Origin of the sequence: Cupriavidus gilardii (genome assembly GCF_013347325.1) — a bacterium.
GTDB classification, from domain to species: domain Bacteria; phylum Pseudomonadota; class Gammaproteobacteria; order Burkholderiales; family Burkholderiaceae; genus Cupriavidus; species Cupriavidus gilardii.
In genome coordinates this window covers 2,162,734-2,178,006 of sequence record NZ_CP054624.1, presented here as the reverse complement: position 1 = coordinate 2,178,006, position 15,273 = coordinate 2,162,734, and the positions used below count along the sequence as shown (strand labels likewise).

12 protein-coding genes are annotated in these 15,273 nt (G+C 68.6%); 7 read left to right on the top strand and 5 right to left on the bottom strand.

Going from position 1 to position 15,273, the window contains the following annotated elements:
- The first annotated feature begins 79 nt into the window (after positions 1–79).
- Entirely contained in the window at positions 80–574 is a 495-nt protein-coding gene (locus FOB47_RS09810; protein WP_174780752.1) for a MarR family winged helix-turn-helix transcriptional regulator, read from the top strand.
- A 51-nt stretch (positions 575–625) separates the two neighbouring features.
- Here the strand turns inward: FOB47_RS09810 and FOB47_RS09805 are convergent, their stop codons facing one another.
- Positions 626–2,959, bottom strand: a complete 2,334-nt coding sequence (locus FOB47_RS09805) for a xanthine dehydrogenase family protein molybdopterin-binding subunit (RefSeq protein ID WP_174780751.1) — start codon at positions 2,957–2,959, stop codon at positions 626–628.
- 148 nt (positions 2,960–3,107) lie between these two features.
- On the opposite strand from FOB47_RS09805, the gene FOB47_RS09800 reads away from it, so the two are divergent.
- Entirely contained in the window at positions 3,108–3,908 is an 801-nt protein-coding gene (locus tag FOB47_RS09800) for a TetR/AcrR family transcriptional regulator (protein WP_053823314.1), read from the top strand.
- 40 nt (positions 3,909–3,948) lie between these two features.
- Here FOB47_RS09800 and FOB47_RS09795 read toward each other — a convergent pair whose 3' ends face one another.
- The 4 genes from FOB47_RS09795 to FOB47_RS09780 are packed head-to-tail and all read right to left on the bottom strand — an operon-like array spanning position 3,949 to position 7,302.
- Complete coding sequence (locus FOB47_RS09795; RefSeq protein ID WP_174780750.1) at positions 3,949–4,581, bottom strand: N-carbamoylsarcosine amidohydrolase; 633 nt, start codon at positions 4,579–4,581, stop codon at positions 3,949–3,951.
- 1 nt (position 4,582) lies between these two features.
- Positions 4,583–5,662 (bottom strand): 2,5-dihydroxypyridine 5,6-dioxygenase NicX family protein, encoded by a 1,080-nt coding sequence (locus FOB47_RS09790; protein WP_174780749.1) that lies wholly within the window; start codon positions 5,660–5,662, stop codon positions 4,583–4,585.
- A 43-nt stretch (positions 5,663–5,705) separates the two neighbouring features.
- Positions 5,706–6,536 (bottom strand): alpha/beta fold hydrolase, encoded by an 831-nt coding sequence (locus FOB47_RS09785; protein WP_053823317.1) that lies wholly within the window; start codon positions 6,534–6,536, stop codon positions 5,706–5,708.
- Between the two features lie 13 nt (positions 6,537–6,549).
- Positions 6,550–7,302 (bottom strand): maleate cis-trans isomerase family protein, encoded by a 753-nt coding sequence (locus tag FOB47_RS09780; protein ID WP_390884793.1) that lies wholly within the window; start codon positions 7,300–7,302, stop codon positions 6,550–6,552.
- A 339-nt stretch (positions 7,303–7,641) separates the two neighbouring features.
- Here FOB47_RS09780 and FOB47_RS09775 point away from each other — a divergent pair, with 339 nt between their 5' ends.
- The 5 genes from FOB47_RS09775 to FOB47_RS09755 all read left to right on the top strand — a co-directional run bounded on the left by FOB47_RS09775 (position 7,642) and on the right by FOB47_RS09755 (position 15,248).
- Entirely contained in the window at positions 7,642–8,823 is a 1,182-nt protein-coding gene (locus tag FOB47_RS09775; RefSeq protein WP_174780748.1) for an FAD-dependent monooxygenase, read from the top strand.
- A 128-nt stretch (positions 8,824–8,951) separates the two neighbouring features.
- Positions 8,952–9,461: a (2Fe-2S)-binding protein gene (locus tag FOB47_RS09770; protein WP_244959223.1), complete on the top strand. Its 510-nt coding sequence runs from the start codon at positions 8,952–8,954 to the stop codon at positions 9,459–9,461.
- The gene (locus FOB47_RS09765; protein WP_174780747.1) at positions 9,458–12,529 is read left to right on the top strand and encodes a cytochrome c; all 3,072 of its coding nucleotides are present in this window, start codon (positions 9,458–9,460) and stop codon (positions 12,527–12,529) included. Before FOB47_RS09770 ends, FOB47_RS09765 begins: the two co-directional genes overlap by 4 nt.
- A gap of 172 nt (positions 12,530–12,701) precedes the next feature.
- Positions 12,702–14,012: an MFS transporter gene (locus tag FOB47_RS09760; RefSeq protein WP_053823320.1), complete on the top strand. Its 1,311-nt coding sequence runs from the start codon at positions 12,702–12,704 to the stop codon at positions 14,010–14,012.
- A gap of 234 nt (positions 14,013–14,246) precedes the next feature.
- Complete coding sequence (locus tag FOB47_RS09755; RefSeq protein WP_053823321.1) at positions 14,247–15,248, top strand: tripartite tricarboxylate transporter substrate binding protein; 1,002 nt, start codon at positions 14,247–14,249, stop codon at positions 15,246–15,248.
- The last annotated feature ends 25 nt before the right edge of the window (positions 15,249–15,273 follow it).

Sequence of the window (15,273 nt, the reverse complement as noted above, 5' to 3'; positions counted from 1 at the left end):
GCGAACCCGGCACGGAAAGCGGCGGCGAAGGCCCCGTAGCGAGGCCGTGCCCGATATACTCTGCGCAACACTCCTACCGATGCCGCCACGCAAAGTGTCCACCTCGTCATCCAACAAGAACAAGACGCCGGTCCCTTCCTACGATTTCACCGTTCAGGTCGGCCACCTGCTGCGGCGGGCCTATCAGCGGCATGTCGCGATCTTCCAGCAGACCATTCCCGATTCGCAGCTGACCGCGGCGCAGTTCGTCGTGCTGTGCGCGGTCAAGGAGCGGCAGTCGTGCTCGCTCAGCGAGATCGTGCGCGCCACGGCGATCGATCAGGCCACGGTGCGCGGCATCATCGAACGGCTGAAGGCGCGCGAGCTGATCGCGGTGTCGCATGACCCGAGCGACCGGCGCAAGGTGGTCGTCACCGTCACGCCGGCGGGGTTGGCGCTGATCGACCAGACCATTCCGTTCGCGCACCAGATCACCGAGCAGACCTTCGGCGACCTCAATCCCGCCGAGCGCGTCGCGATCACCTATCTGCTCAAGAAGATGAGCGAGTTCGACGAGCGGGAGTCCGGGTCATAACGCGCGATCGCCAAGGTAGTCGTTCCCGCGCAGGGGGGTACGCAGCGGCTTTCAATCGGCCACCGCTTCCGTTTCCGCCAACGCCGCCCGCACCGACTCCGGCGTAAACGGCGGCCGGCGCAGCCTCAGGCCGGTGGCATCGAACAGCGCATTGGCCAGTGCCGGCGCGCCCGGCAGCGAGGCGGACTCGCCGGCGCCCAGCGGCGCCTCGTGCTGGCGAGGCATCAGCACCACCGTAATCGGTGGCAGCTCCGGGAAGGTCAGCAGCGGATAGCTGCCCCATTCGCGGCTGGCGACGCCGTCGCGATCGAAACGGACCCGCTCCTTCAACGCGCGGCTGAGGGTCTGCACCACATTGCCATGCACCTGATGGCGGACGCCGTCCGGGTTGACCATCATGCCGGTGTCCTGGCCCACCACCACGCGCAGCACGCGAATGCTGCCGCTGTCGGGCTCGACCTCCAGATCGACGATCCACGCCGACCAGGCAGCGCCGAAGCCGGGGAACTTGCTGTGGATATAGCGGGCATAGGCGATGCCGCGGCCGCGCAGCTTGCCATCGGCATCGGGGATGCCGCGCGTACCGCGCTGGCCATCGCGCCACAGCGCTTCCTCGCCGACGGCGCGCAGCAGGTCCGCCGCTCGTTCGTCGCGAAGGTGGCGCAGCCGAAAGGCCAGCGGGTCCGCGCCCGCCTCGTGCGCGAGTTCGTCGATGAAGCACTCATGCGCGAAGGTATTGGGCAGCGCCGACACGCCGCGCAACCAGGCGGCGCGAACGATGGCCGGCGTATCGTCGCAGGCGATGTGCACTTGCGCGTAGTCGTAGGGCGGCACCGCGGTGCGGTCGCCCATCTCCAGCATGCGCGGCGCCGGATCCATTCTGCCGGTCAGCAGCAGCGCCAGCGTCGGCGCGTCATTTGACGGATAGCGGCTGACGAAGTCGTAGCCCAGCAGCGCGCCGCCGGCGCCGAGTGTGCCCTGCACGTCCATCAGTTGGGCGGCGCCCTTGGGTTCCCACAGATGTTCCTGTTCGCGCGACAGCTGCACGCGCACCGGCCTGCCCACCGCGCGGGACAGCAGCACGGCGTCGGCGCAGACGTCGTCCGCGCAGTTGCGGCCATAGCAGCCCGCCGCTTCCATCCGCACGATCTCGATCCGGCCTTCGTCGAGGCCGGTCAGGCGCGCCAGGTCGATGCGCAGCACATGGGGGTTCTGCGTGCCGGACCAGACCGTCAGCATGCCGCCGTCCGCACCGCCGCGCCCTTCATCGCGCCCTTCATCTCGCCAGTGGGCCACGCCGCAGGAGGGCCCGATCGACGCGTGCATCTGGTAGGGCCATACATAGCCGCGCTTCAGCGTGGCGGCGCCTTGCCGCGGCGGCGGTGCGGCCTCGCCCTCGGCGCGCAGCTCGCGCCGTTTGGCGGGGTTCGCACGCAGCGCCGGTTCGGGGTCGTCCAGCCGCGGCAATGGCGGCGCGGCCTGCCACCGCACACGCAGCCGGCGCGCCGCTTCGATCGCCTGCTCCTCGCGCTGCGCGACCACGCCGACGAAATCGCCGATCGTCACGACCTCGACCACGCCCGGCACGTCGCGGATCGAGTCGCGATCCACCGAGATCAGGCTGTGCCCCACGAAGTCGCCGGCATCGCGCCCCGCATACGGGGGACGGATCACGCGTCCATGCAGCATGCCGGGCACGCGCACGTCATGGACGAAGGTCAGCGCGCCGGTGGCCTTGGCCGGAATATCGACGCGCGGCGCGGCCTTGCCGACCACGCGATAGGCGCTGGCCGGCTTGGTCGCGATCTCGTCGGCAAGCGGCAGTTCGATGTGCTCGTCGCCGAGCAGGGCGCCGTAGGCCAGGCCCGCTTCGGCAGGCGTATCGCTGGCCGGGCTGCCCGGCTGACGGACACGAATGCGGCCGTCGTCGACGACCAGGCTGTCGGCGCTCGCACCGAGGCGCTCGGCGGCACGCGCCACCAGGAACGCGCGCGCCTGCGCCGCGGCACGCCGCAGCGGTTGCGCGGAAATCTGGATCGTCGCGCTGGCGATGGTCGGGCCCTGGTTCGGCGTAGCATCGGTATGCCCGAGCACCATTCGCACCGAAGCGAGCGGTACGTCAAGTTCCTCGGCGACGATCTGCGCGAGCGCCGTGCGGATACCCGTGCCGAGATCGACGTGGCCATTGAAGGCCAGCACCTCGCCGTCCGCGCGCACGGCGACGAAGACATCCGGCAGCGCCGGTACATGGTCGGAAGCGGCGCCGGGTTGGCCGGGTGCGGGTTTGGGCGCCGCCTGCGCGGGGCGCGTGATCAGCAGCACGCCGCGGGCCTGCGCCAGCGCCATTCTCAGGGCGCGCGGTGAATCATCGTCGTGCATCGGCATTGGCTTCGTTTCCCTTCGATGGCGGCTGTGCCGCCAGGATGTCGACATGGCCAGCGCGGCGCCGCGCGGCCCGCGAGGCGTGCGGCCTCCCGCACCTTCGACAGTTATACTGGCAGCTTCGCAACGCCAGATCCTCGCAACCGACGACATGACCACCGCGACGGCAAGAACCAGGGCAGCGGCCGGCACGCGGGCCCGGCAAGCCCAGGATACGCGCGCCAAGATCCTCAAGGCGGCCATCAAGGTGTTCGCCGAGCGCGGCTACGACGGTGGACGGGTCGAGCGCATCTCGTCGCTCGCCAAGACCTACGACCGGATGATCTACTACTACTTCGGCAGCAAGGAAAAGCTGTTCGTCGAAGTGCTCGAGACCATCTACACGCAGTTGAACGAGGCCGAGCAGGGCCTCGAGCTCGACCCGGAAAATCCGGTGCGCGCGCTGATGCAGCTGACCGATTTCGTCTGGCATTACTACCTGGACCATCCCGAGTTTGTCGCGATCCTGACCAGCGAGAATATCAGCCAGGGCCGGCATGCGAAGAAGTCGGGCCGGCTCAAGGAAATCTCCAGCTACGCGCTGTCGGTGCTCGACGGCGTGCTCGAGCGCGGCAAGGCCAGCGGCCATTTCCGCGCCGAGGTGCGCGCCCGCGACATCTATCTGGTGATCGCCTCGCTGGGCTACTTCTACAACTCGAACCACCACACGCTGAGCGCCTTCCTCGGCGAGCCGATGATGAGCAAGCCCGCGCTCGAGCACTGGCGCGACGTGATGCAGCACACCGTGCTGAACGCGGTCTGCCGGCCTGCCATTGCCGCGGAGCAGGCCGATGCGGTGGAACTGCCGGCGGCATCGCGCCCGGCCAAGGCCGCGCGCAAGGCGGCACGCAAGACAGCGAACAAGACCGCGAGCAAGAGCGGACCGAGCGCCCGCGTGGCGACGGCCGGCTGAAGCGGGGCGCATCGGCGGTCTCCGTCGGCGCGTCGAAGCCTTAGCGATCCCGCCCGGCAGCGATTGCCGCCAGCGCCTCGTCGCGCGGCATCACGGTGGCGTACTTCTGCTCCATATCGAACAGATTGGCCTGATGCGGGCCCAGTGCGCGATCGCCGACGCAATCGGACAGCACCAGCGGGCGGAAGCCATGCGACATCGCGTCGACCACGCTGGCGCGCACGCAGCCGCTGGTCACGCAGCCCGCCACCAGCAGCGTGCGCACGCCCCGGTGCGCCAGCCAGGCCGCCAGCGAGGTGCCGAAGAACGCCGACGGCACCGTCTTGCGCACCACCAGCTCGCCGTCGCGCGGCGCCAACTCGGGCACGATCGCGCTGTCGTGGCTGGCTTCCTTCAGCGTCAGCATGCCCGGCACCTTCTGCGTGAAGACATTGCGGTCGGCGTCGTCGCCGGCAAAGACGATGCGCGTATGCGCGACCGGCCAGCCTTGTTCGCGCGCCGCGGCCAGCAGCGGCCCGGTGTTGGCGATCGCCTGCGGAATATTGCCGCCGCCGAACACCGCCGGATCGGCAAAGCCGTTGACGAAATCGATGATCAGCAGGCCGAACGGCGCGGCGATCTCCATGGTCGCGCCAAAGCCCTGGCGCTGGTACGTCGAGACTTCATCGTGCATGTCAGGCTCCATCGGTTCGATAGTCGAAGGCGTGCTGCACCGGGGCGCCGCCATCCATCACGCGGCCACGCTCGACCACCGTCTCGCCATCAAGGCTGACGGTGCAATGGCGCACCGGGATGTCGATGTGGCAGGCGGTGGTGCGGCTGCCGCCGGCCTCGTTGTTCGGACCGAACGAGCACAGGAAATTGCCTTCATAGGCGCGCGCGTCCATGCCGATGGTCGCCTCGCGGTCGTACATCGCCAGCGTGGACCAGCGCGCGCGCGGCTGCAGGCCCCAGCCGATGTGCGACATCGCATAGGCTTCCGGGTCATGGAACGAGGCCATGTAGTCGGCCAGCAGCTCGGCGTCGAGCTCGCCGTCGATCGACGTGACATAGCCGTTCTCGACGGTGATATCGATCGGCGCCTGCAGATAGGACTTCATCGGCAGCAGGATGTCGCCGCGATCGAGCACGATGCGGCCGTTGGTGCCGCCCTCGTTGGGCCAGGTCAGCACGAAGCCGCTGGGCCAGTGGTCCCAGCGGCCGGGTTCGTCGACGAAGCCGTACTCGCTGATGGCCGGGAATTCGCCGAGCGCGCAGCGCAGATCGGTGCCCGCGTCGGAGACGATATGCATCTCGCGCGCGCGCGACAGCCGCGCGGTGGCCGCGCGCACGCGCGTGCGGTCCGCTTCGGTCGGCACCAGCCGCACCAGCACCTCGGGCGGCTCCACCGCCAGCAGGATTTTCGTGCCGGTGGCGAGGATCTCGTGCTGTTCTGGTGAGAACAGCAGCGTCATCAGGTCGAGCACCAGGTCGCTGGCCTTGAGCGCCGCGATCGCCGCCGGATTGCCGGTCAGCGGCGTGGTGCCCAGGTACGCCAGCGAATCGCGGCTCAGCGCCTTGTCGGCATTGACAGGCGGCAAATCGAGCCGATTGACGATGGCGCCCATCGACGAGGCCGCCAGCAGCGCGGTGCGCATCGTCTGCGGATGCGTGGCGGCGCTGGTCAGCACGGTGACGCTCTGGCCCGGCTGCAGCTTCGACAGCGTCAGCACCTGCTTCCAGGCCTGCGTCAGATCATGATCGCTTACCGGCATGCGTTCTCCTTGCTCGGTGAATCGGTGAAGGTTGGCGGGGCGCTCATGGCTGCAGCGGCGCGCCCAGGAAATCGCCGAAGGCGCGATAGAACCCGGCCTCGTCGTCCCACGGAATCATGTGGCCGGCATCGGGCACGCGCGCCACTTGCAGCTGCGGCATCAGGCCGCGGATTTCCTCGACATCCTCCGGGCGGATCACGTCGCCGCGGCCCGCGACCATCAGCAGCGCCGGCACGGCGACATGCGGCATGTCGGCATGCACGTCGTCCTGGTGGAAGCCGTCGAAGCTGGCCACCACCGCGCGCTCGTCGCAGGTATGCAGCCATTCGGCACGCAGCCGCAATTGCGCCTCCGTCCAGGTCGGACAGAACGCGCGCATGCCTTCGGCATCGATGCCGCGGCGCGCCAGCCGGATCGAATCGACATACCAGGGCAGCTGCGAGGGATAGGGCCGGCGGCCTGGGCCGGACACCGGCGGGTCGATCATGGCCAGTCGCGCCAGGCCGGCCGGCCTGGCGCGCGCCGCCCGCAGGCCGATGCGCGCGCCCATCGAATGGCCGACCAGGCTGTAGCGCCGCAGGCCCAGTGCCTCGGCGAAGGCGATCACGTCGGCCGCCTGCGCATCGAGGCTGTAGTCCAGCGCGTCGCCAGCCTCCGACAGGCCGCGGCCGCGCACGTCGAGCACATAGGTATCGAACTGGCGGCCGAAGCGTTCGCCGACGAAGCCCCAGGTGATGGCAGGGGAAGTGATGCCCGGCACGACGATGACCGGGTCGCGCGCATCGCGGCCCTCGCCCGGTCCGCCGTAGCGCAGATAGTGCTGACGGATGCCATTGGCGAGGACGTTGCCGCCGTACGGAAAGGATGCGGTCATGACGGCCCTCCGCTCAGTACGCGCCCGACAGCAGCGTGCCGCCGCCCGGCACCACCGCCTCCAGGTCCAGCGCCTTCAGCATCGCGTAGGTCGTCGCGATCGCGGCGGTGATCACCGGCTTGCCGGTCATCGCCTCGACCTTCTCGACCACCGGCAGCGAAGGCATCTGCACGCAGGCCGACAGCACCACGGCATCGACATCGCGTGTATTCATCTGCGCGACGATGGCCGGCAAGCGATTCGGGTCGTGGCGGCCCACCTCCAGGTTGTCCGGGATCTCCAGCGCGCGCCAGTCGACGACCTCGTAGCCCTCGTTCCGGATGTAGTCGACCACCAGCTCGGTCAGCGGCTTCATATAGGGCGCGACCAGCGCGATGCGTTTGGCGCCGATCACCTTCAGCGCGGTGACCAGCGCGCCGGCGCTGGTCACCACCGGCGCGGTGCCGTCGTTCTCGGCGGTGCGCGACTGCAGGCGCTCCTCCGACACGCGGTGATAGCCGCGCCCCATCGACATGATCGCCACGAGGCAGGCGTAGCCCAGCACGTCGACCCGCGCATCGCTGAGTTCGATCGCGCAGCGGTCCGATTCGGCGTCCATCGCGGCGAGCTCTTCCTTCTTGACCGTCTTCATCCGCATCCGGCTCGAATGGAAGGTGAACCGTTCCGGGCGCACCAATTGGCGCGCCGCCAGCATCGCGGGGATCTCGGTTTCCATGGTGGTGTTGGAGCTCGGCACGATCTGGCCGATCCGGAAGACTTTCTGCACTGTCGACTCCGTTTTGTCGGTAGAGGGGGGCGCCACGGCAAGCCGTCTCGCGTGTGTTGGATCATTGTAGTGTACACACTGTATTACGACAACCATCTCCAACGCCGTGCCGAATGCACCATTTTAGTAAGTACTCAACGAACGAATGACGAGAATGGTGCGTGATTTCACGTATATGGCGCGCTGCATCGTTTCTAGCACCTCCATACCTAGGGATTACACCGAGTCGTCGCATTTCGCCTTTACGCACAAAAATATGGTGTGTACACTCAATTCCAATCGCTGGCCACGGCCGGCGCGAACCGTGTTGGATTGGAAGTGATGGCCAGGAGAAAAAACGTGCAAGGCAAACCTCGGATCGCCGTGATCGGTGCAGGACTGGGAGGAACGGCCGCGGCCGCGCTGCTGCAGCGTCAGGGTTTCAACGTCAGGCTGTATGAGCAGGCCCCGGCGTTCTCGCGGCTTGGCGCCGGCATCCATGTCGGGCCCAACGTGATGAAGATCATGCGCAGGATCGGCATCGAGGACGGACTCAACGCGATGGGCTGCCATCCTGACTACTGGTACAGCCGCGACTGGAAGACCGGCGAGGTGATCGCGCAGATCCCGCTCGGCGACTACGCGGTGTCCCATTACGGCGCCACCTATCTGACCGTGCACCGCGGCGACTTCCACGCGCTGCTGACCGATGCGGTCGCGCCCGGCACGCTGCTGTTCGACAAGAAGCTGACCCAGGTCGAGGATCTGGGCGACGTGGTGCGCCTGAGCTTTGCCGATGGCACCGTCGAGGAGGCCGACATCGTGATCGGCGCCGACGGCGTCAATTCGAAGATCCGCGAATCGCTGCTGGGCGCCGAGCCGCCCAAGTACACCGGCTATATCGCGCATCGCGCGGTGTTTCCGATCTCGCGCGTCAAGGGCTTTACGCACGAGCGCTGCACCAAGTGGTGGTCCGACGATCGCCACATGATGGTCTATTTCGATACCAGCAAGCTCGACGAGATCTACTACGTGACCGGCGTGCCCGAGCCCACATGGGATATGAGCAAGAGCTGGCTGCCGAGCAGCGTCGAGGAGATGCGCGCGGCCTTCGATGGCTGGCACCAGGGCGTGCAGTCGCTGATCGAAGGCACGGTCGAGGTCACCAAGTGGCCGCTGCTCGAGCGCGACCCGCTGCCGCTGTGGAGCCGCGGCCGTCTGGTGCTGCTGGGCGACGCCTGCCATCCGATGAAGCCGCATATGGCCCAGGGCGCGGCGATGGCGATCGAGGACGCCGCGATGCTGGCGCGCTGCTTCGTCGAAGCCGGGCTCGACGACTTCGGCACGACCTTTGCGTTGTACGAGGCGAACCGCGCCGAGCGCGCCAGCAGGGTGCAACGGGTCTCGCACGAAAACACCTGGCTGCGCACCAACGAGAATCCGGACTGGTGCTTCGGCTACGATGTGTTCGAGGTACCGTTGGTCAGGCCCGCCGCCGCCCCGGCGGCAGCCAGCGCGGCCGCCGCGGCCGCCGCAGCCTGAGCGCAGGTCTTGCGCGGGTCCTCGGGCCCGCCGGTGCGGTGCGGCCGGCGCGGTCCGGCCGGAGATGAACCGTGAATCCCGGAGGCGCGGCAACCTCGCATTGCCGCCCCCATGCCAAGCCAGCCCCCATGAGCGTGTCCCGTTCCCCCAGCCAGCTCGCGCTGAACGTCAACCGCACCGAACGATCGGTCTGCGCCGACCCCGCGACGCCGCTGCTCTATATCCTGCGCAACGACCTGGAATGCAACGGGCCCAAGTATGGCTGCGGGCTGGGCCAGTGCGGGGCCTGCACGGTGCTGATCGACGGCGTGGCGGCGCGTTCGTGCGTGGTGCCGGTCAGGGCCGCGGTGGGGCACGCGGTGACCACGCTGGAAGGCCTTGCACAGGGCGAGCGGCTGGATCCGGTGCAGCAAGCCTTCATCGATGAACAGGCGGCCCAGTGCGGCTACTGCCTGAACGGCATGATCATGACCGCCAGGGCCTTCCTGTCGACGCAACCCGATCCCACCGACGAACAGATTCGCGAGGCGCTGCGCTTCAATCTGTGCCGCTGCGGCACGCATGTCGAGATCGTCCGCGCGGTCAAGCGCGCTGCGGTATTGCTGCGGCAGGCCGGCGAACAGGCGGAGCGGCGATGAACGATCTGGCACGGATGCCCGGCGGGGACATCGCCGAGGGAGCCGGCGTGGCCATGCCGGTCCCACCGCCCGCACGGGAGAAATGGCTGTTCGGCGAAGTCGTCCGGCCCCGTCATCCCCATGCCGCGACGCTGCGCCGGTTCGATGCCGAGGCGGCACGCGCGGTGCCCGATGTGGTCGCGGTGGTCGCGCGCGGCAGCTTCCTCGCCGTGGTGGCACGCTCGCCCGCGCGGGCGGCTGCCGGCGTGGCCGCGTTGCGTCCTGTATGGTCCGAAGCCGGCAGCCGTACCGACCAGCGTGTTCCGCGCCGGCGCCGCGTCCTCGCCTCGCATGGCGACGCAGCGGCGGCGCTGGCCGCGGCGCCCTTGCGACTCGAACAGGACTACCGCTGGCCCCTGGCCGGCATTGCCCCGCCTGCCGCCACCGCGATCGCGGATTGGAACGGAGGCGAGCTGCGGGTCTGGCTGCCGGACAGCCGCCCCGGTGCGCTGCGTGCCGAGCTGGCGAAGCTGCTGGAGATTGCCGAGGCGGCCGTCACGCTGATCTGCTGGCACGACGGTGCCGATATGGCCGATATGGCGGATATGGCCGATATGGCGAAATTGGCCGGCATCGCTGGTGCGGCTGCGCGGGCCAGCGTGTCGCACCATGCGGCCGCCGATGCCGCGCTGCTGGCGCGGGCGGTCGGTGCGCCGGTGCGGGTCCGCTTCGACGCGGCCGCGTTCGACGATGCCGCGGGATGGATCACGACCCGCATCGCGAGCGCGATGGCGACGGCCCGTGCCGAGCCGGATGGCGAGGCTGCCGCGTTCTCCGCCTACCAGGTCACCGCCACGGCGATGCCCGCGCAGGTTCGGCCGCTGGCCTTGATCCAGACCGGTACGCCGGCCGCGGTGTCGGATGTCGGCGGAGATGATGAGGCCGGGTTGGTGCCGCCGTATCGGATCGACCATCTCGAAGCGGTGTCGGCCGATACGGCGCCCACGGCCGCCGCCATCGCCATCCATCCCTCGGCGGCTGCCGTCGCGCAGGTGTTTGCGCGCGAATCGCATCTGGACGAGGCGGCCGCGCTGGCCGGCACCGATCCGGTTGCACTGCGCCTGAATCATCTGCAGGACGCGCGGGGCGCGGCGCTGGTTCGGCAGGTGCTGCGTCAGGCCGAGTGGCAGGCGCCTGCGCAGCGCTCTGTGTCCCGGGCCGCGTCGGGCGATACGTCGGCAAGCGTTCGCCGTGGTCGCGGCTTCGCCTACGCCAGCGTGCTCGATACCGATGGCGAGCAGCCGACGCAGAGCTGGGCGGCGTGGGTCGCCGATGTCGAGGTGGACGCGTTCAGCGGCGAAGTCAGCGTGACACGGGTCACGCTCGGTCACGACAGCGCGGTGTCCGCGCCCTCGCCCTCGCCGTCCCCCGGCGGAACGCGCGACGCTGCGCCGGCCTTGGAGCACGATATCGCCGAAGCGACACGGCGATTGACGGCACAGGCGCCGTCGTTCGACAGCTGGGCGACGGCGTCCCATCACGCCACCGCGCTCCCCGTCACGGCCGGCACGCTCGCGCCCGAGGTCCGCGTCGTCGGCGGCCTGACGACGACCGCGGGCCTGCGCGGCAGTGCCGCCGCGATGCTGCCCGCGGCCGCCGCGATCGCCAATGCGATCTTCGATGCCACCGGAGTGCGGCTGCGCGAGCCACCGTTCAGTGGCGAACGCGTTCGCCTGGCGCTCGCCGCGGAACGTGCCGACGGCGCGCCCGCAAGGCGCAAGCGCAATTGGCTGCTCGCGGCCGGCGCCGCCATCGCGGGACTGTGCGCGACCGTGATGCCATGGCGATCGGCGATCGCACCCGTTGCGCCCCCCGAGCCGGGTTTCTATTCCGCGGCGACGATCGAACGCGGCCGGCTGGTGGCGGCGGCCGGCGACTGCGCGGTCTGCCACACCGCGCCCAATGGCGCCAGCAATGCCGGCGGCCTGCCGCTCGAGACGCCGTTCGGCACGATCTACAGCACCAACATCACGCCCGATGTCGACACCGGCATCGGCAACTGGTCGTACGCCGCCTTCGAGCGCGCGATGCGCGAAGGCATCCATCGCGACGGACGCCGGCTGTACCCCGCCTTCCCCTATACCGCCTTCGCCAGGATCAGCGAGGGCGATATGCGCGCGCTGTATGCGTACCTGATGTCGGCCGAGCCGGTGCATGCGCCGGTGCCGAAGACCGAGCTGGCGTTCCCCTTCAATCTGCGGCCGCTGATGGCGGGCTGGAACCTGCTGTTCCATCGCAACGAGCCGTTCCGGCCCGACCCGTCGCGCTCGGTGCAATGGAATCGGGGTGCGTATCTGGCCGAAGGGCTGGGGCATTGCAGCGCCTGCCATTCGCCGCGCAATGCCTTCGGCGCCGAGAAGGGCGGCCGCGCCTACCTGACCGGCGGAGAGGCCGAAGGGTGGGACGCGCCGGCATTGACCTCGCTGTCGCGCGCGCCGATTCCCTGGACGGAGGAAGACCTGTTCCAGTATTTGCGCACCGGCTACGCCGCGCGCCATGGCGCGGCGGCCGGGCCGATGGCGCCGGTCGTCGAAGAAATCGCGCAATTGCCCGAGAGCGACGTCCGCGCGATCGCGCACTACGTCGCCTCGTTCAACGCGCCGCCGCCGGATGCCGCCGCGCTGGACCGGCAGGCGCGCGCGCTGGAGCAGCGCAGTGCGACGCTGGCCCGCTCGCTGACCGGCCCCGCCGACCGGCTGTACCAGAGCGCCTGCGCGGTCTGCCATCAATCCGACCAGGGCGTGCCGATGTTCGGGGTCAAACCGTCGCTGGCGCTGAACACCAATCTGCATGGCGACAAGCCGGACAACGTGATCCAGGCCGTGCTCAAGGGCATCCCGGCCCCGCGGTTCAATGCGCTGGGCGAGATGCCGGGCTTTGCCGACAGCTTCGATGACCGGCAGGTGGCCGAACTGGTGCATTACCTGCGGGCCCGTTTCGCACCGGACAAGCCGGCCTGGCAGGGCGTCGACGAGGCGGTGGCGCGAATACGCGGCAGCGCGTCCACCGCCGGACACGGCGCGCAATAAGTTCGACGAGGTCGCCGCACCAGCCAGCGCTCGCCAAGCCATTCCCGATCACGATGCAGCACGCACTGCATCGGACCCCTGTCACAGCGGCTCCGCACCTTGCGTCATCGCACGCCGAGGCGGGGACGGTGTTGACGCCAGCACCCAAAGGTAGACCAAGCAAGGAGCGAAGATGTCGTATCAGTACCCTCAAGGAACGGCCGGCGTGCTGGCCCCAACGACGGAACCGGATGTCTACCGCAAGGTGACATGGCGTCTGATTCCGTTCTTCTGTCTGTGCTATCTGGCCGCCTATCTGGACCGCATCAACGTCGGCCTGGCCAAGCTGCAGATGCTCGACGACCTGAAGTTCAGCGAGACCGTCTACGGCCTGGGTGCCGGCCTGTTCTTCGTCGGCTATATCCTGTTCGAGGTGCCGAGCAACCTGGTGCTGCAGAAGGTCGGCGCGCGTATCTGGATCGCCCGCATCATGGTGACCTGGGGCCTGCTGTCGGGCGCCACGATGTTCGTCACCACGCCCACGCAGTTCTATATCCTGCGATTCCTGCTGGGCGCGGCCGAAGCGGGCTTCCTGCCCGGCGTGCTGCTGTATCTGACCTACTGGTATCCCACGCATCGCCGCAGCAAGATCATTGCGCTGTTCATGATCGGGCTGCCGCTGGCCAGCATGATCGGCAGTCCGATCTCGGGCTGGATCATGACGGCGTTTGCCGGAGTCTATGGCTATGCCGGCTGGCAATGGCTGTTCTTCCTCGAGGCGCTGCCCTCGGTGCTGCTGGGCGTGATGGTGTTCTTCTATCTGCCCAACAACATCGACTCGGCGAAATGGCTCGATGCCGCCGAGAAGCGCACGCTGCAACGCAATCTGCAAGCGGACGTGCTGGTCGAGAACCAGCATTCGCTGAAGGCCGCCTTCACCGATCGTCGCGTCTGGATGCTTGGGGTGATCGACATGTGCCTGCTGATGGGGACGTACTCGATCGGCTTCTGGATGCCGACCATCATCCGCGATTCCGGCGTTGCCAGCCCGCTGCATATCGGCCTGCTGACCGCGATTCCGCATGCCGTGGCGGTGGTTGCCATGCTGATCAACGGCGCACACTCGGACCGGACGCGCGAACGCCGCTGGCATATCGTGGTGCCGGTGCTGTTCGGCGCCTTCGGCCTCGTCGCCAGTACCTTCGTCACCGGCCATACCGGCGCGACACTGGCGCTGCTGACGCTGGCCAACGTCGGCATCGTCGCCACGTTCCCGGTGTTCTGGTGCCTGCCGTCGACCTTCCTCAGCGGTACCGCGGCGGCCGCCGGCATTGCGCTGGCCTGTTCGATCGCCAACCTCGGCGGGTTTGCGGCGACCTATCTGCTGGGCTGGATGAAGGACACGTTCCATAGCCCGAGCGCCGGCCTGATCCTGTTCGCGGTGTGCCTGCTGGGCAGCTGCCTACTGGTGCTGGCGATGCCCGCGAAGACGGTCAACCGATAGGCGCGCGGCAACGTTGGCCGGGCCGCCGCGGCACGCCCCGCCCGGCGAAGGTTGTCGACCTCGCCGGGCTTTTTCATGTCTGGCGATGTCCGCCGCGAACGATGCCATCGTTCCATGCAGTGGAATTTCGGGGGTGTGAACCAGCGTTGCAGGCCCTAAGCTGTCACCAACAAGAAAGCGCGCCGGCGCGGTCGGTCCGACCGCCGAGGCGCTCCCATCTTCAGGAGACAGACCATGCATTGCACCCGCACCGGATTCTTCCGACGTCTTGCCATCGCCGCCGCCGCCATCCCGTTGTCGATCGCGGCCACGGCCCCGTCCTCGGCGTGGGCGGCCTTCCCCGACAAGCCGATCCGCATGGTCGTGCCGTTTGCCCCCGGCGGCGGCACCGATCTGATCGCGCGCGCCATGGGCGTCACGATGAGCGAGGACCTCGGCCAGCCGGTGATCATCGACAACAAGCCCGGCGGCGGCACCATCATCGGCACCGAGGCGGTCGCCAAGAGCGCGCCCGACGGCTACACGCTGGTAATGGCCACCATTGCCCATGCCGTCAATCCGAGCCTGCACCGCAAGCTGCCGTTCGACACCGACAAGGCATTCACGCCGGTGATGCTGGTGGGCCGCTCGCCCAATGTGCTGGTGGTCAAGCCCGACAGCCCGATCAAGACGGTGCAGGACCTGATCGCCGCCGCGCGGGCGAAGCCGGGCAAGCTCAACTATGCATCGCAGGGCGCCGGCACTTCCGCGCACCTGGCCGGCGAGCTGTTCAAGAGCATGGCGAAGGTGGACCTGATCCATATCCCCTATCGCGGTGCCGGCCCGGCGATCACCGATCTGCTCGGCGGCCAGGTCGACATGATGTTCGCCACGGCGGCCGCGGTGGCGCCGCACCTGGAGAGCGGCAAGCTGCGCGCGGTCGCGGTGACCACTGCCCAGCGCTCGCAAGCCCCGGGCCTCAGCAAGGTGCCGACGATTGCCGAGAGCGGCGTGCCGAACTACGCCGCCGACAGCTGGTATGGCCTGTTCGCCCCCGCCGGTACGCCGCCGGCGGTGATCGCCCGGCTGAACGAGGCGGCAAAGAAGGCCGTGCAGACGGAGTCGTTCCGCAAGCGGGCCGAGCAGGAAGGCCTGAACATCGGCGGCGGCACGCCGGAGGAATTCGGCCGCTACGTCAAGGGCGAAAGCCAGCGCTGGAGCAAGCTCGTCAAGCAGGCCAACATCACGGTCGACTGAGCGCGGCCGGACAACGAGACAACGA